Annotated in this window: 15 protein-coding genes; 13 read left to right on the plus strand and 2 right to left on the minus strand. The window is 45.0% G+C overall.

The features are described from left to right. From QUA44_RS05520 to nrdJ (QUA44_RS05560), 9 genes are all read left to right on the plus strand, one after another. On the plus strand, positions 1–1257 hold a 1257-nt coding region (locus QUA44_RS05520), incomplete at its 5' end, for a leucine-rich repeat domain-containing protein (protein ID WP_333309550.1). A 328-nt stretch (positions 1258–1585) separates the two neighbouring features. Beyond that, the gene (locus QUA44_RS05525) at positions 1586–3337 is read left to right on the plus strand and encodes a hypothetical protein (RefSeq protein WP_333309552.1); all 1752 of its coding nucleotides are present in this window, start codon (positions 1586–1588) and stop codon (positions 3335–3337) included. Positions 3338–3402: 65 nt separating this feature from the next. Continuing rightward, the gene (locus tag QUA44_RS05530; RefSeq protein ID WP_333251992.1) at positions 3403–4353 is read left to right on the plus strand and encodes an ABC transporter ATP-binding protein; all 951 of its coding nucleotides are present in this window, start codon (positions 3403–3405) and stop codon (positions 4351–4353) included. Between the two features lie 151 nt (positions 4354–4504). Beyond that, entirely contained in the window at positions 4505–6196 is a 1692-nt protein-coding gene (locus QUA44_RS05535) for a hypothetical protein (protein WP_333251993.1), read from the plus strand. 574 nt (positions 6197–6770) lie between these two features. Beyond that, positions 6771–8933 carry a DUF4394 domain-containing protein gene (locus QUA44_RS05540; protein ID WP_333251994.1) on the plus strand — a complete coding sequence of 721 codons (2163 nt, stop codon included), beginning with the start codon at positions 6771–6773 and terminating at the stop codon, positions 8931–8933. A 174-nt stretch (positions 8934–9107) separates the two neighbouring features. Next, entirely contained in the window at positions 9108–9395 is a 288-nt protein-coding gene (locus tag QUA44_RS05545; protein WP_265236994.1) for a hypothetical protein, read from the plus strand. Positions 9396–9600: 205 nt separating this feature from the next. After that, a complete protein-coding gene (gene nrdJ / locus QUA44_RS05550; RefSeq protein ID WP_333251995.1) occupies positions 9601–10845 on the plus strand; it encodes a ribonucleoside-triphosphate reductase, adenosylcobalamin-dependent in 1245 nt (414 codons plus the stop codon). 104 nt (positions 10846–10949) lie between these two features. Beyond that, positions 10950–11984, plus strand: a complete 1035-nt coding sequence (locus QUA44_RS05555; protein WP_333251996.1) for an NUMOD3 domain-containing DNA-binding protein — start codon at positions 10950–10952, stop codon at positions 11982–11984. Between the two features lie 14 nt (positions 11985–11998). Beyond that, positions 11999–13063 carry a ribonucleoside-triphosphate reductase, adenosylcobalamin-dependent gene (gene nrdJ, locus QUA44_RS05560; RefSeq protein WP_333252054.1) on the plus strand — a complete coding sequence of 355 codons (1065 nt, stop codon included), beginning with the start codon at positions 11999–12001 and terminating at the stop codon, positions 13061–13063. 177 nt (positions 13064–13240) lie between these two features. Here nrdJ (QUA44_RS05560) and QUA44_RS05565 read toward each other — a convergent pair whose 3' ends face one another. After that, the gene (locus QUA44_RS05565; protein WP_333251997.1) at positions 13241–14719 is read right to left on the minus strand and encodes a bifunctional orotidine-5'-phosphate decarboxylase/orotate phosphoribosyltransferase; all 1479 of its coding nucleotides are present in this window, start codon (positions 14717–14719) and stop codon (positions 13241–13243) included. Positions 14720–14974: 255 nt separating this feature from the next. On the opposite strand from QUA44_RS05565, the gene QUA44_RS05570 reads away from it, so the two are divergent. The 3 genes from QUA44_RS05570 to QUA44_RS05580 all read left to right on the plus strand — a co-directional run bounded on the left by QUA44_RS05570 (position 14975) and on the right by QUA44_RS05580 (position 17192). Continuing rightward, the gene (locus QUA44_RS05570; RefSeq protein ID WP_445243695.1) at positions 14975–15127 is read left to right on the plus strand and encodes a pentapeptide repeat-containing protein; all 153 of its coding nucleotides are present in this window, start codon (positions 14975–14977) and stop codon (positions 15125–15127) included. Between the two features lie 236 nt (positions 15128–15363). After that, positions 15364–16074, plus strand: coding sequence for a DUF547 domain-containing protein (locus tag QUA44_RS05575; RefSeq protein ID WP_333251998.1), 711 nt, complete (start codon positions 15364–15366; stop codon positions 16072–16074). 320 nt (positions 16075–16394) lie between these two features. Further along, the gene (locus tag QUA44_RS05580) at positions 16395–17192 is read left to right on the plus strand and encodes a tyrosine-type recombinase/integrase (protein WP_333251999.1); all 798 of its coding nucleotides are present in this window, start codon (positions 16395–16397) and stop codon (positions 17190–17192) included. Between the two features lie 339 nt (positions 17193–17531). On the opposite strand, the gene QUA44_RS05585 is transcribed toward QUA44_RS05580, so the two are convergent. After that, entirely contained in the window at positions 17532–18125 is a 594-nt protein-coding gene (locus tag QUA44_RS05585; protein ID WP_333252000.1) for a Uma2 family endonuclease, read from the minus strand. Positions 18126–18316: 191 nt separating this feature from the next. Here QUA44_RS05585 and QUA44_RS05590 point away from each other — a divergent pair, with 191 nt between their 5' ends. Next, the gene (locus QUA44_RS05590) at positions 18317–19717 is read left to right on the plus strand and encodes a DUF2157 domain-containing protein (RefSeq protein ID WP_333252001.1); all 1401 of its coding nucleotides are present in this window, start codon (positions 18317–18319) and stop codon (positions 19715–19717) included. Positions 19718–19720 lie beyond the last annotated feature (3 nt).

Raw genomic sequence — 19720 nt, forward strand, 5'->3', positions numbered from 1 at the left:
CTCACCAATCTAACAAGACTGACTCTCAACTGCGATCGAATTAACGACATCAGCGCCTTGCGATCGCTCACCAATCTAACAAGACTGACTCTCTACAACAATCAAATTACCGATCTGTGCGTGTTAGGCGAACTCGCACAGAAACGTCTTACTCTCTCAACTACGCCAATTGATGCTCAAAAAGCCACAGAAGCCATCAAAGTTGCTTATGCCGCTATTGGCATAGAAGAACCAGAAGTTATTATTATTTGCAGCAGTCCCCGCGACGTTTGTCTCCAAATCTTCAACTTGCTCAAACGCGACCATTCACAAAACTGCTCAGACGAATACAGCAATAGATTGGGGAAAAATCTAGACCAGAAATGGATGGCCCCTGTGGGAGAATTTGCAAGTCCGGCGGTGTGGAAGTATGAGCTCGATAGCATGACGATCGACTCCGAAGTGGACAGCACACTGAGTTCCCTAATCAGAGAATTGGTTAACGAATATGCGCGCTCGGAACCAACTATGGGGGATTATTTTGATGATCTTGATGATCTTGATAATTTTGATAATGATAATTTTTTGCCCTACCTAGAATCCCATGAAATCCTCACGACATCATTGTCCCCATCGATTTATTTGTCACACCTGAAATGCCCTGAAACTCCCACGAATTTGTTTAAGGCAATCTATTTGACTGAATGGTATATCTCTTCATTAGGCGTCAATATTTCCCAAAAGGCACAAGAAATACTTCGCTGCCAAAAGCTGCTTTTTGAGGATTGCGGTTTGATATTTCCCTTTGAAAAAATTTGTTATGTGTGCGATCGCCCCCGCCACATAAGCTTTGACAGTCAAAACCGCTTGCACGCGGAAGTAGAACCTGCGATCGAGTTTGCGGATGGATGGAAAATTTACTATTATCACGGCGTCAGATTGCCTGAAGAATACGGCAAAGTCCACCCAAATCAATGGCAATCCCAATGGTTTTTAACAGAAGAGAATGCCGAGCTGAGGCGAGTGTTAATTCAAGAAATTGGCTACGAGCGCATTTGTCAAGAATTAGAAGCAAAAGAAATAGATAGTTGGCAGGAATATGCACTATTAAAAATAGATAATGCCGATGTCGAGCCGATTTGTTTGTTAAAAATGACTTGTCCAAGTACGGGATTCATTCACGTTTTGAGAGTGCCGTTTAATCTGACATCTGCTAGGGAGGCAATTCGCTGGGTAAATTGGGATATCGATCCAGACGAATTTTCCGTGCAGACTTGAACGGGACTTATGCAAAGAAACCCTGTTTCTTGGAAAAATCTCAGATTCTGTCCGAAAAATACACAAAGAAACCCGGTTGCTGACGATTTGTTCGTAAGTTCTAAAGGATTTAAGCGATATGGTAAACCCGAATTTGGGATCGGCACGGGTTTGGCTAGATAAAAACTTATATTTTTATGAAGACTTACGCGCGGGCGATCGCAAACCAGTTTTTTTGGGAATACTCAATTTATAGCCCCTAAAAGCAACAAAAACCCGATTTCTTTGAAGTTGATGCGGAATATCGCGTTCCGTAGATTAGCGATTTGTCATCGGGCGGGGAAGGTTTATGAGATTGTGCGATCGATCGCACATGATATTACCCATTACCAATTCCCAATTACTTATGATACTCAACTTATTCGATCGCATCGGCAATTGGAATCCCCAATTATTTCGAGAAATCAAAGGCCGCTTGAAGATTGGTAATATTGCGATCGCATCTGCCATTTCTCTCAGCGCTCAACTGCTGCTATTCATGTATTATAAGGCGCAGATAGTTGCTCCTCCTTATGGGCAGTACGATTACCCCATCAATCGCGATTTTTGCACGGGAGCTGTTTACTCTGACTATGAGAAACAGTGCGTCAGAGGTGCCTTGGGCAACTTTGCTATTAACTGGCCGCGGTGGTGGGCAGAGATGTTCATCGATCTGAGCATGTGGAGCGTGTTAGCTTTATTAGTAGCAGGGACTTATATGCTCGTCAGCAACTTAGACAAAGAGGAACGACGCGGCACGCTCAACTTTATTCGCCTCAGTCCCCAGTCTGCCAAAACAATTTTTCTGGGCAAAATTCTCGGCGTTCCAGTTCTACTTTATCTAGCAGCAATTCTGGCAGTACCGCTGCATTTGTACAGTGGGTTAGCAGGTCAAATACCGTTGTATAAAATTTTATGTTTTGATACGGCGATCGTAGCTAGCTGTGCTTTGTTTTACAGTGCGGCAATGGTATTTGGATTGACAACCAGTTGGTTGGGAGGGTTTCAACCTTGGTTGGCTAGCACTATAGCTTTAGTTGTGTTCGGGATTTCTTGTATCGACCTAACAAAAAGTGTTGTGGATTTAGGAACATTTTTGTCTGCCGCTGGTATCCTAAGATATCTAGTTTTAGGAATTGATTCATTAGGTTCACATTTAGACGAGTTGAAATGGTTTTACTTGCCAGTCGGTACAAATATTGCGATCGGCCTTGCTTTGTCTCTCTTAATTTGCGGTATGGGAACCTATTGGATGTGGCAGGGATGGCAGCGTCGCTTTCCCAATCCAAGTGCTACAGTTTTGAGCAAGAGACAAAGTTATTTGCTGGTCATCTGGTGTCAGATAATAATTTTAGGATTTGCATTCCAAGATGGAGACCCATTCAATAATTCTATCAGCGGTTTACTCATCTTGAATTTGCTGATGTTCTTGGCTTTAATTGCAGCTTTAACACCAGAAAAACAATCTTTGTACGATTGGGCAAGATATCGTCAGGAAATCGTTTCCAGCCGTCATAAATTGTGGCGGCGCTATCCGTTACTCGATCTAATTTGGAGTGAAAAAAGTCCGGCCATAGTGGCGATCGGGATTAATCTCCTAAGTAGCTCACCAATTGTTTTACTATCCTCAAGAATTTTTACGTTTGGGATTTTGAGGTATTTGGACGGAAGCGAGCTTCAATATTTTGTGGTACAGGTATTTGGGTTTCCAATCTGTTCCCTGAATCTGATCCTAATTTACGCAAGTATCACTCAACTATGCCTATTTACAAAAAATCGCAACCGGGAAATTTGGGCGGTAGGCACTGTGGGCAGCGCTATCTTGTTGCCACCTATAATTTTATCCATGCTTTTGCTGACTCCTGAAAAAGCTCCTTTCTGGTGGTTATCTTCAACATTTGCTAGTTTTTGGTCTTCTGAGTATCTCACAGCATCAGGAAATACGGTTTTGTTTGCGATACTCAGTCAGTGGACTATCTTAGCCTTGTTGAATCTGAAATTACGATCGCACCTAAAAATCGCCGGACAATCAGCTTCTAAAGCATTTTTTAAAGATCGATAGAACTCGATCTAACTCCTCTTTCTGCCAGAAATCCACCCAATCAAATTTATATCATCGCTCCAAACATGGCAAAACAACTAGCAATAGAAACCCGCGGGCTGACGAAACAATTCGATCGCCATATAGCCGTCAATGACATCGATTTGCAAGTAGCAGCAGGCGAAGTATGCGGACTCATCGGCCCCAACGGTGCCGGCAAAACTACTTTGCTGCGGATGTTGGCGGCGGCTGAGGAACCGACTATAGGGGAAATTTACATCAATGGGGATAGGTTATTACGCGATCGATCGCACCCAATTCTCAAACAGCGCATCGGCTTTCTTCCCGATGACTTTCCCCTCTACGACGACTTGACGGTTTGGGATTATTTAGACTATTTTGCCCGACTCTACAACCTCCAGCAACCGCGTCGCCGAGAGCGAATCAACTCCGTGTTAGAACTCGTGCAACTAACCAACAAGCGCAACAGCTTAATTTCCACCCTTTCGCGGGGAATGAAACAGCGCCTGAGTTTGGGGAGAACTATCATCCACGAACCGCTATTGTTGTTGTTAGACGAACCCGTTTCTGGCTTAGATCCGATCGCCCGAATGCAGTTCCGCGAAATTATCAAAGTTTTGCAAGAAGCCGGCATGACCGTAGTCATATCATCTCACGTCCTCAGCGACTTAGCCGAACTTTGTACCTGGGTAGGCATCATGGAACTCGGATATCTGGTCGAAAGCGCACCGTTACAAGAACTTTACAAACGCCTGAGCAAACAGTTAATTTTCATGTCTGTTTTGGGTAACATAGAAGCACTAACATCCAAGTTAAACAACTTTCCTTGTATAGAAAGTTGGGAAATAGTGCCGGAAACCGATCGAGTACGCGCTCACTTTTCAGGAAGCCGAAAAGATGCTGCAATTTTATTGCGCAAACTCGTAGCTGCTAACATTCCGCTAACTGAATTTCACTGCACTCAAGAAGACTTAGAAACCATTTTCCTCAAAATGGGACACCAGCAAGCATCTTAATTTGCTCGTTTCCTCTTTACCTGAATGAAGAGTAAGTCATAGCTGACTTATATTTTTTACGCTTGGATCGGAATTATTTAACCGCAGAGAGCGCAGAGAACGCAGAGGAAGAGAAGACAGAGAATTACCAACAACTAATCAGTAATAACCTATGACACTCAATTTACTCGACCCAATCGGCAACTGGAATCCCCAGTTATTTCGAGAAATCAAAGGCCGCTTGAAAATGGGAAATATTGCGATCGCCTCGGCCCTTTCCGTAAGCGCTCAACTGCTGCTGTTTATGTATTCCAGCGCCCAGATACCCGTTCCCCCTCCTAATGGGGAGTACACTAACCCCATCTATCACAGATTTTGCAATTTAGAGGACGCCGCTCCCTATGAAAAAAGCTGCGTCAGAGATGCCTTGGGCAACTTTGTCATTAACTGGCGGGAGTGGTGGCTAGAGATATTCTTTTGGCTGAGCATATTGAGCGTCTTAGCTTTATTAGTAGCAGGGACTTATCTGCTTGTCAGCGACTTAGACAAGGAGGAACGCCGTGGCACGCTCAACTTTATTCGCCTCAGTCCCCAGTCTGCCAAAACAATTTTTTTGGGCAAAATTCTTGGCGTACCAATTTTACTTTATTTAGCAACAATTCTGGCCGTACCGCTGCATCTGTACGCTGGATTATCTACTCAAATACCCCTGAATGGAATTTTATGTTTCTACATAGCAGTTGCAGCTAGCTGTGCTTTATTTTACAGCGCTGCGATGCTATTTGGATTGACAACCAGTTGGTTGGGAGGATTTCAACCTTGGTTGGCTAGCGCTACGGTTTTTGTTGTGTTTGGGATGTCTGTGATCCCGTTAACGCGAAGTGCTTGGGATTTGCTCACATTTTTGTCTCCCATTCCTATCCTGAGATATCTGCTTTTTGGAGTGGTTGTTAATAAAAATCATGCTTTCCATTGGTTAGTTGCAGATTTAGACAAGTTGCAATGGTTTTACTCGCCAGTGGGTACAAATATTGCGAGTGGTCTTGCTTTGTCTCTCTTCGTTTGTGGTACAGGAACCTACTGGATGTGGCAGGGATGGCAGCGCCGCTTTCCCAATCCCAGTGCTACAGTGTTGAGCAAGCGGCAAAGTTATTTGCTAGTTATCTGCAGTCAAGTAATATTTTTAGGGTTTGCACTTCAATCAGATCCCGGAGCCTATAATTTCGGCTGTTTACTTATCTTGAATTTGGTGATGTTCTTAGCTTTAATTGCAGCTTTAACATCTGACAGACAATCATTGTACGATTGGGCGAGGTATCGGAAACAAATCGTTCCCAGCAATCAGAAGCTGTGGCGACGCTACCCACTACTCGATTTAATTTGGAGCGATAAAAGTCCGGCTGGAGTTGCGATCGCGATTAATTTCCTCAGCTCAGTAATAATTTTAACACCTTGGGCGCTGTTGGAAAAACCTGAGATAAACGGATTTTGTGGTGTAATTGGCTGTCTGAATCTCATCCTAATTTACGCAGCCATCACCCAACTATTCCTATTTACAAAAACCCGAAATCAGGAAATTTGGGCCGTCGGGACAGTCGGCAGCGCTATCTTGTTGCCACCTGTGATCTTATCTATGCTCTTGCTTACCCCAGAAAAAGCTCCTTATGTTTTGTGTCTTTTTTTGGGGTGGCCTTCAACATTTGGGATGGGGTTTTGGCCGTATCGGCCAGCCTCCTCAGAAAATACGATTTTGCTCTTCTCCATACTCAGTCAGTGGACTGTCTTGGTGTTGTTGAATTTCAAATTGCGATCGCAACTGAGACTCGCAGGGCAATCAGCTTCTAAAGCACTGCTGAAAGCTTGAGAAAGCAGGGGAAGGGATCAAATGTGAAACTCCGATTCAGGCAGGGTTTAAACCCCTGCCTGAAAGCTTAAGTCGTCTGAAAACGACTGTTAAACTAACTTATTATGCCAATTCCGCATTGATAATCCACTTTATATTGAGCGATGGTTGTCACGGCTACACACACAAAGCCCACCTTCGGAGGCTTTAAGATTAAAGTTGAAAAATAATTTCTGACTGGACAGATCCAAAATTATAGATTCAGCGTATATTACTCATGAACGCAGTACAAAATTTCATGGGTTCGCACCGCTAAAAATTTCAGCTTGCCTGTTTGCAGTTGAGCTGCGATCGCCCTTGGCTACACAGCCAACTATAAAATATGGCTAAGTGCTCTGTATTTAGGAGTGGGTTTATTTGAATCGGGGGGCTGGTTTATATATCATTTTAGCTGCGTGTAATACTTTTATGGCAACCAACCCCTACAGCCGAAAATAAGAAAAACTATCCTAAAAGTGCGAATTTGTGATATTTTGACTGAGAATACCGCGGCCGTTAGGCCACAGAACTATCAAAATTAGAGGGTGATTACAGCATGGCAGAAATTAGAGGTACCTCACAAGCAGACTTGGTAGCCGGAACTCCAGAAGATGACCTAATTTTTGGTTTGATGGGCAATGACACCGTTGCCGGAAACTCTGGTAATGACAGCATTTATGGAGGTAAACAAAGCGATTTTATTGAGGGCAATTCTGGTCAAGATTCGCTTTTTGGAGATTTAGATAACGACACTATTAACGGCGGAGAAGGTAACGATTTTTTAGTGGGCGGAAAAGGCAGCGATTCCATATCGGGCAACTCCGGGAATGATGTTTTGTCGGGCGATCGAGATACTGATATCCTGATAGGCGGAGACGGGGCAGACGTATTTGTTTTGAGGCGCTACGCTGAGGCTGAGCCTTTCCGTACCAGCGGCGGTGTTAATTTGGGAAACGCGGACGCGATCGCCGATTTTGTACCAGGTACAGATTTAATCGGTTTGGGCGAAGGTGTCAGTTTTAGCGACTTAAATATTCTGGAAGCAGGAAACAATACTGTTATTCAAGACCGCGTAACAGGAGAATTTCTCGCTACTCTCCAAGGGGTGAGACAAAGTGCGATTAACCAGGCAAGTTTCACTAATAATATTGGCAGCGTTGTTCCCACCCCCCCGCCTGCCGCGCGGACAACGGCTTATGCTTTAACTCCTGCTAATCGGATTGTCGGTTTTAGTCTTTCCAATCCGGGAAGTGTGATCTCAGATTTGCCCGTGACTGGATTGCAAGCGGGAGAAAGTTTGCTGGGAATTGATTATCGCCCCGCTAACGGTGTGCTTTATGGTGTGGGTTCTAGCAATCGCTTGTATACTGTCAATCCGATGACTGGGGAAGCAAGTCCAGTGGGTAACGGGCAGTTTGCTGTTCCTCTCACTCCGGGGGCTGCGGGTTTTGATTTCAATCCGACAGTCGATCGAATTCGGTTTGTCAATCAAGCCGATCAAAACGCCCGCCTCAACCCAGATACCGGGGCAACTGTGGATTTTGACACGCTGGCGGGGGGAGTTCAACTCGACGGGAATTTGGCTTATGTTGCGGGCGATCGCAATTTTGGAAGTTCTCCGGCTGCTGCAGGGGCTGCCTATGTGAATAACTTTGCAGGGGCAACTTCGACCACACTATTTGCAATTGACAGCGATTTTGATGTTTTGGTGCGACAAGATCCGCCGAATAATGGAGTCTTGAATACGATCGGATCTTTGGGAGTTGATGCTACTAACGTTCTCGGCTTTGATGTCAGGAGTATTGGTGGCCGCGAGGTAGCAGTGGCGGCGCTGGAAGTTGGGGGCATTTCCGGGTTGTACAATATCAATTTAGGTAGCGGTCAAGCTTCCTTTGTCGGTCAAATTGCCGACGGAAGACAGATTAACGGTTTGGCTTTGCCTTTGCCTACAGCTTACGCCTTAACTGTCAGAAATGGCGCTGAAACAATTGTCGGTTTTAACGAGGCGGCACCGCGGGCGATTCTCAGCGACGCAGCAGTTACCGGATTGCAGCCGGGAGAAAGTTTGCTGGGAATAGATTTTCGCCCCGCTAACGGCCAACTTTACGGTGTTGGTTCTAGCAATCGCTTGTACGCCATCAATCCGGTGACTGGGGCTGCAAGTCAAGTCGGTAGCGGGCAGTTTGCTGTTCCCCTAACTCCGGGGTCTGCGGGTTTTGATTTCAATCCCACAGTCGATCGAATTCGGTTTGTCAATCAAGCCGGTCAAAACGCCCGCCTCAACCCTGATACTGGGGCAATTGTCGATACTGACACGCTGACGGGGGGAATTCAACTCGACGGGAATTTGGCTTATGCTGCGGGCGATCGCAATTTTGGCAATGCCGGCGCGGCTGGGGGGTCTGCGTATCTGAATAACTTTGCAGGGGCAGCTTCGACGACATTATTTGCAATTGACACCAATTTAGACGTTTTGGTGCGGCAAGATCCGCCGAATAATGGAGTGTTGAATACGATCGGATCTTTGGGAATTGATGCTGGTACCGTTCTCGGCTTTGATGTCAGGAGTGTTGGCGGTAACGAGAGGGCTTTGGCTGCGATCGAGGTTGGCGGAGTTTCCAGCCTGTACAATATCAATTTGACGACCGGTCAAGCTTCGATTGTCGGTCAAATTGGCGATGGCAGGGGATTTAAAGGCTTAGCACTGACTTTGATTTAACTGCTAAATTCTCATCGATTTTAGATTGATTTTAGGCATCAATTATGTACTTTTTAGGTATAAAGTTGAAAAAAAATCAACTTTTATACCATCGGAAATTGTCAGTCTAAAATCCTTTGGGCAATTCCCAATTCCCAATTTGAGGTAACATATTATTTTGACAACCTAGATAAGATGTTATCTCAAGTTTTTTACTTGCTACGTTCTCGTGCTGACGGCAAATATATCAGCGCTTGTCCCAATCCAGATTCGGCGGTGAGTTACCTGCTGATGTTTCGCGAAGACTATGACGCTTTGAGCTATCTCAACGCCCACGCTGCTGATGTTGCCGATCGATTCGGAGTAGAATCGATTTCCGGTTCTCAGGTAAAAAAGCTACTCGAACGTTGGGGATTTAACGGTGTGGGGGTTGTTCAAGACCCGCTGCTGCCGAATATTGAGTTTTTATTGACAAAGAATTGACAATTAACAACATTTGTGTTTAACCCGGTTTCTGGAAGAGATCGGGTTTTTTGGTGAAGTTTTTGGCCGATCGCGCGATCGAGCTTGTCAACTTCCGTGCCCCATATCTAGTGCAAATTGTCAAATATATTAACCTTTTACCCTAAATCTGAATCCTGTTGTATATTCGTAGTTTGATATATTCCGACACGTCAGTACACAACCTATGGTTCGAGAATTAGAGCGATCGAGTGCCCGCGAGAAACGCAACCAGTCCGATTTTCCCGAAACAGCACCCGCAGCCAATCCAGTATTTTTTAGGACGTACAGCCGCCGTACCGAGACAGGGCGGGAGACTTGGGCCGAAGTGTGCGATCGAACAGTCAAGGGGCTCCAAAAGCTCGGAAACCTCACCCCCGAAGAAACACAACTGCTGCACCGGATGCAAAACGAGCTCAAAACCCTCGCTTCAGGCCGCTGGCTGTGGGTAGGCGGCAGCAAATGGATCGAACAGCCAGAGAACTTTTCCGGCGCATATAACTGTTCGTCAACAAATATTATCGACTGGCGGGCCTTTGGTTTATTGATGGATTTGGCAATGATGGGCTGCGGCACAGGTGCAGTCTTGGAACCACAATACATCAACCAACTGCCCCCGATCCGCAACCGCTTAACCGTGACAGTCCAAGGTGCGATCGGTTCTACACCCGCTTTAGAGCGCCGCCAAGAAACCGAAGTAAAAATAGACGAAAAAACCGCCACTATTTATGTCGGAGATTCCCGCCAAGGTTGGGTAAAATCCTATCAAGCTTTGCTGGAATTATCCACAGATGAAAGGTTTGCAGGAACAGCTCAAATTTACATCGATTTGAGCGACGTTCGCCCGGTGGGAGAACCTTTAAAAGGCTTTGGCGGAGTAGCAAATCCGGTGAAATTGCCCGACCTTTATCAGCGGTGCGCCACAATTTTGAATAAGGCTCAAGGGCGGCAGTTAAATTCAGTAGAATGCTGCGTATTGATTGACGAAGCGGCGGTCACAATCGTCGCTGGCAATATTAGAAGGAGCGCGGGAATTCGTCAGTTTGATTCTAGTGATCAACTGGGGGCAAATGCTAAAAACAATCTGTGGCAGCAAGATGAAAGTGGCAACTGGAAAATTGACCCAGAGCGAGATGCTTTGAGAATGGCAAACCACTCTCGCGTTTTTCATCATAAACCAACGCGGGAAGAATGTATTGATGCCGTTCGCCAACAGTATTATAGCGGCGAAGGTGCGATTCAATGGGCCGGTGAAGCTGTAGCTCGATCTAACGTTGATTTACTTTCAACACCAAGTCTTAAACTTGAATTTTTGAAAGCTTACGATGAAGGAAAAGCTAAACAGTGGTTGCAGGAACGTCATCCTAATATGACTGCGGAAGAATTAGAGCATCGGTCAGTCCGTTTGGGCTTAAACCCGTGTGGTAAGTAATTTTGCCTCACGTTAAAAACCTCGCAAATACGGGGAAAGCTGAAATGCTAATCCCGTGGTAATCAGAAGAAATAAAAAGCTTTTGACACCGTACAGCGTAGAGAGTGAAACTAGATTACAATGAAAAAAGCAATCTAGAATATAATCTCTCCAAGAGTGTGGGGGCGCGTATGACAAGCACCTTCTATGGCTACTCAGGTTTCTACGGTGAGCATTGTTTAAGGTCAAGCCTTGAGTACATTTACGCGAAATACCTGGACTACATGAAAATTGGCTGGACATACGAACATAAAACTTATTTACTCTCGAATGAAGTTCGGTACAAACCAGACTTCCTTCTTGAAAATGGTGAGTATGTCGAAATTAAAGGCACTTTTAATTATCAAAGTGACTTGCCAAAAATTCAGCGTTTTGAGTCTGAGTACAACGCAAAAGTTACGATTATTCAAGAAAAGGGCTTAAGACAACTCATCAAGGATACTCCTTTTGTATTTGAGCATTTGAAACAGGAATGGAAATCTCATGCTAAGGTAAGAGGCATGGATAATTTCGGAAAGAAAAACCCTATGTATGGTGTTACTCAATCTGAAAGTACCAAAGCCAAAATCAAAGCTAAGGCGAATGCAAGATTTGCCGACCCTAGTTTCAAAGAGAAGTTTCTCAATAGTCCCAAGCGAAAAGCATACCATGAGTCACGCAAGGGAAAGAAAACAGGTGCGTTAGTACCTAGATTTATTCTTACTTGTGAATTTTGTCAGAACAGTTTTGAAGTTATACAACACAAAGTATCCAAGCGTCGTTTTTGTTCAAAAAATTGCTCTGTCCAATCGCAGCATGGAAAAACTTCAACAACTAATTCTGATATTCAAACATTAGCTCATACTTTTGCCTTGGATAATTATGAAGCCCTCTTATCTGTAAAGTTGAATAACCTCAAAGAGCTTTTTCAACCTTTACATGACTCAATACAAAAAGAAAATAACATTCTGGATATCAGAACAATATCTCAGATTGTTACAGGTAAGCCATGTAGCAGAAAGGAACTCCTCTATTATTTGAGGGAATACGCGCAAAAGGTACGCGGAGCTACTGCGAAAAATCAAGCAGTAGAACTAGAGGATAAAAAGCCTTTAGGGTAACATAACTGGAAATCATCGGCTCTAACTTCCACTGTAATCTTTCTGAGGTTCACCTCAATCAAATTGATCCTTACAATTTCAAAGAACAGGAGGAAGCTTTCACTGCTGCAGGTTTATCTGTCGCGGTACTTCTCAATCACAAATTCCTCGAACCGCGCTATCAATACAGCCGCGAATTAGACCCGATCGTCGGTGTATCTTTTACTGGATTGTTCGATTTCTTCGTTCATGCTTTCGGCGTTGAGTGGCTGCGCTGGTGGGTGGAAGGCCGCCCGCAAACTTCGCAAGGAATCGCGTTTAAACAGCGGGAAGAAGAGTATTTGACTGGTTGGCGGGAGATTGTGAATCGGGTAGTATGGGATTATTGCGATCGCCATTCCTTAAAACGCCCCAATCGCTGCACAACCGTACAACCATCCGGTACTAAATCTCTGCTCACAGGCGCTTCTCCGGGGTGGCATCCGCCCAAAGCCCAGCGTTTTATTCGCAGAATCACTTTCGGCAAAAACGACCCTGTAGCCCTCGCCTGCATCGACTACGGATACAACGTGATTCCGTCTCAATCTGACAAAGATGAAAACGGCAATTTGCTGAACAATCCCTTCGATGAACGCTGTACAGAATGGCTGGTAGAAATACCAGTTGCGGTAAGTTGGGCTGACTTGCCCGGTGCTGATGAAATTGACATTAACAAGTTCTCGGCTGCCGCACAAATGGACTTTTATATGCAGGTGCAAAAGTTCTATGTCAGACACAACACTTCGGCGACGATTGAGTTGCGGGAAAATGAAGTAGAAAGTTTGGGTACTCGGATTTACGAAGCGATTCGCGATGACGAAGGCTACATTTCCGCAGCACTTTTGGCTCGGTTTGATGCTCTGGAAACTTTCCCGCGTTTGCCCTTTGAACCGATAAATAAGGAAACTTACACCAAAATGGTAGCAGAGGCTTTATCGCGCCGCGAAACTGAAGTTTTTCACGTAGCTTTGAGCCGTTATGATTTGGGTGAAATGATGGATTCTGGGCCGGCGGGCTGCGATTCTGATAAGTGTTTGATGCCGGAAACTAAGGCTATGTAATAGCCTTGAAAGAAATCCCCCAAACGGGGGATTTTTTTATGTTTAATTGCAGATAAACATAAAATCGTAGATACTGTCTTGACCCAATACGGTTTACTTAAGAGGGCAAAACCCGCTCTCTTAAGTAAACCGTATTAGATTATCGTTGGTAAAACCCGGCCCTACAGGAATTGGGGTTTAATGTTCCGCTGTCAAAAGATTGAATTGCTCGGTATCAATGCGACTTGCTCGATACAAAACTTCAGCTATTTCCGAAAGCGCTAACACAGAATGGGCGCGATAACCGTTGGTCTGCAATTTATCTTTAACTCCCTGTTCGTGGTCGATTAATACCACGATATCTTCCACATTCAACCCAGCCGATTTTAACTTGCCTGCGCCTTCCATCACGCTTTTGCCACTAATCAAAATATCATCGACTACGACAATCGTTTCTCCTGCATTAAAATGCCCCTCAATTAATTTGCCCGCACCGTAAGTTTTCACCTCCTTGCGCGGGAAAATCATCGGGCGTTCCATCCGCAATGCTAAACCCGTTGCTGTGGGTAAAGAACCGTAGGGAATTCCCGCAATGCGATCGAATTTTAAATCCTTGAGAATGTCTGCATAAGCGCTGACAATTTGATGGAAAATCTGCGGAATTGAGATAATTTTCCGCAAATCGATGTAATATGGAAATACGGCACCCGATGCTTGTACGTGGTCGCCAAAAACTACGCAGCCGATGTCATAAAGTTGCAAGATTAAATCGCGGTTGGGTTCCGGTTGCAAAAAGCAAACATCAGGCAGCCACAGTTCGCAAGTGGGACTACCTTCGATCGCCCGCAGCCTCTGTTTATTAATACTATCCCGCAATTTCTCAATTTCTCGGCGCGGCTCTTTCCGCGCTAATAAACTTGGGGGGACTGGCAGCAGCAAATCTTCACCATTCTTGCTTAAACCGGCCGCTAGCAGTTGTGCGAGGTCGTTTTCTTCTGTGAAGTCATTTTCTTCGGCGATGTCTCCTTCGACTAAAATTAGGCGTTCAGGAGCTTCTTTGCGGATGCGGGCTAACATATCCGGCATTACTCCTACTTCTAAACCGACTTTTTCGGGAGTTCCCCAAGTTTGAGAGAGTCGGACTAATTGCAAGTAAAAAGGGTTGTTTGGCGTCGGGTATTCTTGCACAGCCGCCGCTGACGGGTTGGCGGTGGCACAGAGGACAAAAACAGTTTTTCCAGCGTATAACAAAAATGGCGCTACTTGGTCGAATCCGGGATAGGGACTTAAAGTAATAGCGTCAACTCGCCAGTCTTGAAATACAATTTTGGCAAACACTGTGCTGGTATTTAAATCGCAGTGTTTGGCATCTAAAATTACTGGCAGGTGAGGGGGAATAATTGTTAAAATTTCTTGCAGCAATGCCCAGCCGGGAATACCGAGAGATTGGTAAAAACCGAGGGTGATTTTGCAGGCACAAATTAAATCGGCTGTTTGGTCGATCGCACTTTTTAGCTTTGACAACAAATCAGTTACAAAACTTTGAGTTTCCTCCCCAGTCATTGAAACTAGCGCGGGCAAGGTTTCCGGGTCGGGGTCGAGGGCTAAATAGAGCAAACTTTGATTGGTTTCAACAGCCGCTAACAGTTTATCGAAAAAGTTGGTTCGATCCGTCATAGTGTGTTATGGAGGTAAGGGGAATTTAAAAAATTGCAGCTCAAAGTGGGAGGGGTGTTGTGCCGGAAGAAACCGATCCCCGTTGAAATTGAAATTAAGAATCTTTTAAAATTGTAGAAGGTAAAGAGCAGGAAATCTGTAACTTTGGGAGCAGTTTCATGGGGAATGATTTTCGGGTTGGCTACGCCAGTGATTTCACCTAACCCGCAGCAAGTCAATTAATTGTGGTAAAGTAACCAGTGTCCGGGTGGCGATTTGAGCGGCATTCTCCTGCGGCACGCGAGTTTAGCAAATGCAGATTTGAGAGGAGCAAATTTGAGCGGGGTTGCTTGGCGGCAAGCTAATTTACAAGGCGCTAATTTTACTCAAGCTAATTTAACCAGAGCCCGTTTGATGGATCTAATCTAAAAAATCCTACCGTTGGAGGTATTATTTTGGTTGACCAAGAATTTCTTCATGGTACAAGCCCCCGCATTTATCCGTGGAATCAATCGAAAATCGAAAATCGAAAATCCTCAAGCCCCCGCATTTATCCGTGGAGTCAATCTAAAATCTAAAATCTAAAATCTAAAATCGATTGACGGTAGTATTAAATAGAACCAGAATCTAAAGCAATGCCCGCCTTATAGTAGGGGTAGTAATAAATGATCGGTACGATCGACTTTACGATTTGGGACGAGTTGCTGCAACGCTACGTTGACGATTTCGGCCGCGTCAATTATCGGCGCTGGAAAGCTGAGGGGGCTGATGTTTTGAGGGCGTGGCTGGAAAGTTTGGCCGATGTCGATTTGGCGCATGGTACTGATGCGGATGCGCGGCTGGCGTTGTGGCTGAATGCGTATAATGCGATCGCAATTTCTCAAGTTCTGGAAGTATATCCGATCGCGTCCATCCGTCCCAAAGTTTTGGGAATTCCCAACTGGCTGAGTTTTTTGGATTTTTTCACTCGTTCAAATTCGATTATTGGCGGCAAAAAGTACAGTCTCAATCAAATCGAACACGCAATTTTGCGGCCGGAATTTGCCGAACCGCGCATCCATTTTGCATTAGTTTGCGCTTCAGTCGGGTGCCCGCTGCTGCGCCGGGGGGCTTATTTCCAGGAGTCGGTACGGACTCAACTAGAAGCGGATGCCAGCCGTTTTATTCACAATCCTGATAAGGTGCGATATGATGCCGAGAAAAAGACGCTTTATTTGAGCAAGATTTTTAAGTGGTACGGCGAGGATTTTGTAAAGGCGGCGGGTTCGGTGGCTGAGTATGTGGGCGGTTATTTGGGGCCGGAGGCGGCTGTGGGTGATGGATGGGCGATCGTTTTTTTGCCTTACGACTGGAATTTGAATCGGGTTGAGGGATAAAATTTGCGCCTGTGGGTAGGTGTTTTTTTGAGGGGGTAATTTTTTTAGTCTGTCGTTACCCCTTCAAATTGCCATTCCCCAACGTACAGGATGAATTGTCTGCTGTGCCGTTACCCCCGGAGCAACTGTCACAATCCAACTCATCCTAGTCAAGAAGTTCTTAGAGAGTGCCATTGACTGCGAGAAAAACGCATCGGCGTCGCGATAAAAGGTAAAGTTGTAATTATTTTCTTTTTTGACTACCTTAAATCAATACTACTGTCGGCTTTGTCAGCCTACTATAGTGGTTCACGACTACTTCCCATATTGGAGGATAAAGGATGACAGGTCTAGACTCCCTCTTGGTTTCTGTATCTACTGCTTACGACGCTGGTTTATTAAATCGACATGATGTGGAAAGAGTTAATAAAATCATAAAATCCATTGAAAAAAGAGGATTGGATGAACTAATAACAATTTCCTATGCTTTCATCTGTTACTACAATGATGTAGTTGATGGACTCAATACAAAACAGTTTGTTCCGTCATACGGACTCAGAGAAGTTGTCTCTTTGTATCCCAATACTCTTCTCCCGAAATTTCTTTACGGGCAGTTGTCCAAGGTATTTGATAGCAATGGTAAATTGCTTGAAAACTACTCTAAGTCAAGCGTAGATTTGATATTAGGTATACTAGCACATATTAAAAGGATAGATGACCCTAGAGCATTGAGCCAAGAGGAAATCAAGTTGCTATTTTCCGAAGGCTTGCAGACACCGCGTGATCGCGCCCTATTCGGCATCTGTCTCTTCACGCCGACACGAATTAAGGACGCTTGTACCTTGCGAGTGAGAGACTATTACGCTCTTGATGGTTCCGTTCTGCCAGAGGTTCTTATCCCCACCAACAAAAAATTTGTAACCCGCACCATCCCAATAATTGAAGAGCTAAGGCTGATACTGGCTGCCTATCAACCAACCGATGATATTTACCTGTTCCCAGCTCTTGAAGGCTCTAAAAGCATCAACCTGGAATCGGCATCAGAAATTTTTTTAAATGCCTTACAACAGGCAAATATCACCGATGCTAGCATCCACAGCTTGAGGCGAACAAGCCTAATACCTAATATTGATGAGTAATGCGGGTATCCCCCTTCGGGTAATCTAAGAAATCAGCAGCCACCACAACCTTAAACAATGGCAGCGGTATTTAGAGGTAGGGTCTGATTAGCTTTATTTATAGGTATTTGAGGCTCTAAATCAGAAAATCTAGCTATCCTGATCTGGTTTCAATAGTTACAGGCTCTAGGCGGGGAAATACCCCAAATTCTCTCATAGAGCATTGAACGGATTCAAGTTGCAATCAACCTAAATCCCTATCAGGGATTGAAACATGGCCTCAATCAACTGGAGGGTGGAGATTTTCACTAATCGGTAGGTGGTTAGATGAATGCTAACCAATTAGCTATTGATCCGCCATTAAACCTCTCCACTCAAAATCTGTTGAACCGTCAAACTTAGCTGTGGAAACATCGGAGATACGATCGCCTCTCCATCCCGAAATACCCCAACCTCAACATATTGCCCATCCAGAAGCCGCAAAACCGTCACAACTTGTTCAATTGGATCGATAACCCAATACTCTGCAATGCCCCGCGCTGCGTACTGAGCTCGTTTGCGCTCGTAATCCCGATCCCTGCCCAGTCTACCCGGACTGACTACCTCCACAACAAACCGAGGAGGCAACATATCGAAGGTGATAGTTAGCCTGGTTGCTGTCAGCGGAATGTGTTCAGGTTCCAGAATTATCAAATCGGGGTAGCGGTTGGCCGCATCTCCCGATCGCAAAACGGCAACTTGAACCTCGCAATTATGCGTTTTAATCAGCCTGAGTGGCACTAGCCCGCTGCTAGCAAGATAGAAAAATAGATAGTTAGCAATGAAATTATTAGGTTCAGATTCTGGCGGCAAAGCGATTAACTCCCCATCAATTAACTCATAGCGTTGATCCGTCTCATTTGAGTAATTAAGGTACTCATCAAAAGTTAATTTTTTAGATTGAGCTTGTACCATAAAGTTACATTCCTTAATTTATTCGTCCCTTGCTGCTGGGAGTTTGTTTATCTAGAAACGGCTTCAACTGCCCAACGATCTCAATCAAATCTGCTGTGCAAGTTAAACAGGTGTCCCAGCCTCCATCGACAATCGCCCCACAAGTGACATATTAAAAACTATCACAGTTCAAATCCTCTGGAATATAAACAATGATTTCAGATAAATTTCGGCGCGAGTTGCGAGAACAAGCCAAACTCTGGCAAGCAGAAGGACTCATCGACACTTCATTCTATCAACAACTTTCCGAACGCTACCAATTCAACACACTCGAAACCGCCTCCCGCAACCGATTCCTCAGCATTCTCATCAGTCTCGGCGGCATTCTCCTCGGTATAGGAGTCATCACCTTTGTAGCCGCCAACTGGCAAGTTTGGTCGCGCGAAGTGAGAGTTGCGCTGCTGCTAAGTCTTTTCGTAGCAGTCAATGCAGCAGGTTTCTATCTGTGGCGAATTCCCCCATCCCGAAGCAAAAACTCCAATCCCAATATGCCCGCAACAAAAGGGCGAAACAAACTCCTAGGTGAAGGATTGTTGCTATTAGGAGCTCTGATTTTAGGAGCAAATATGGCATTGATGGCGCAAATGTTCCACATTGGCGGTTCTTCCTACGGACTTTTCCTTGCTTGGGGAATCGGCGTGCTCGGAATGGCTTACAGTTTGCGGTTGACTTCCTTGGGTGTTTTGTCAGCACTTTTGATCGGTTTGGGCTATTGGCTTGCGGTGTTAGATTGGTCTTCCAAAGTCGAGTTTTCTTGGCTGGAAGTTTTGGTGCGGCAAATGCCGATCGCAGCCAGTATAATGTTTGTGCCACTGGCTTATTGGTGTCGATCGCGTGCTATTTTTGCCATAGGTGCGATCGCGATAATTTTTTCCCTACAAGTTTCTATCGTCCAAGGGTTAAATCAAACCTGGGGCACAGCAATTTTTTGTGCCCTACCGCCCGCTTTGCTGTGGGGATACGACGATGCAATCTGGCCGAAGGTACGCAGCAAGCTGTTTCAACCTACCGCCCGCAGTTTAGCACTCGTGTTTCTCGCTTGTGTTTTTTATATTCTTTCTTTCCACTGGTTTTGGCAAGATTTGCCGAATCCTGCGCCAACGGAGTCGGATTGGGTTTTGCTGGCAAATGTGGCTGTTTTGGGCGGTTTCACGGTGTTTGAGTGGCTGCGTTTGGGACGTTTGGAACTGCGGCGGCCGAAACAAAATGGTGTGGATTTGAGTACAGGTGCGATCGGCATTTTAATTCTCGCCAGCGCCTTAATACCGCTTATTCACTTCAATTTTACTCCCCTTCCTCAATTAGCAACTTTTCTGTTCAATGTTTTATCATTTTTGCTCGCTGTCGGCTTAATCCGAGAAGGTTTAGCTTTAGGAAACCGCCAGACATTTTGGGGAGGTATGGTATTAATCACCCTGCAAATCATCAGCAGAGTCTTTGAATATGACACAGGATTGTTACTCAAATCTTTTGTCTTTGTTTTATGCGGAATTGGCGTAATTGCAGCGGGTTTGTGGTTCGAGCGCCACTTCGCAAAAATTCCCGATGAATAGGAG

The sequence above is a fragment of the Microcoleus sp. N9_A2 genome, from assembly GCF_036701775.1.
Lineage (GTDB): Bacteria > Cyanobacteriota > Cyanobacteriia > Cyanobacteriales > Microcoleaceae > Microcoleus.

What these genes read in the sequence shown, in the direction of transcription:
- nrdJ (WP_333251995.1), top strand. Translation starts at nt 9,601, where the DNA reads ATGGTTCGAGAATTAGAGCGATCGAGTGCCCGCGAGAAACGCAACCAG.
- QUA44_RS05540 (WP_333251994.1), top strand. Translation starts at nt 6,771, where the DNA reads ATGGCAGAAATTAGAGGTACCTCACAAGCAGACTTGGTAGCCGGAACT.
- QUA44_RS05590 (WP_333252001.1), top strand. Translation starts at nt 18,317, where the DNA reads ATGATTTCAGATAAATTTCGGCGCGAGTTGCGAGAACAAGCCAAACTC.
- QUA44_RS05580 (WP_333251999.1), top strand. Translation starts at nt 16,395, where the DNA reads ATGACAGGTCTAGACTCCCTCTTGGTTTCTGTATCTACTGCTTACGAC.
- QUA44_RS05545 (WP_265236994.1), top strand. Translation starts at nt 9,108, where the DNA reads ATGTTATCTCAAGTTTTTTACTTGCTACGTTCTCGTGCTGACGGCAAA.
- QUA44_RS05530 (WP_333251992.1), top strand. Translation starts at nt 3,403, where the DNA reads ATGGCAAAACAACTAGCAATAGAAACCCGCGGGCTGACGAAACAATTC.
- QUA44_RS05525 (WP_333309552.1), top strand. Translation starts at nt 1,586, where the DNA reads ATGAGATTGTGCGATCGATCGCACATGATATTACCCATTACCAATTCC.
- QUA44_RS05565 (WP_333251997.1), bottom strand. Translation starts at nt 14,719, where the DNA reads ATGACGGATCGAACCAACTTTTTCGATAAACTGTTAGCGGCTGTTGAA.
- QUA44_RS05585 (WP_333252000.1), bottom strand. Translation starts at nt 18,125, where the DNA reads ATGGTACAAGCTCAATCTAAAAAATTAACTTTTGATGAGTACCTTAAT.
- QUA44_RS05575 (WP_333251998.1), top strand. Translation starts at nt 15,364, where the DNA reads ATGATCGGTACGATCGACTTTACGATTTGGGACGAGTTGCTGCAACGC.
- QUA44_RS05535 (WP_333251993.1), top strand. Translation starts at nt 4,505, where the DNA reads ATGACACTCAATTTACTCGACCCAATCGGCAACTGGAATCCCCAGTTA.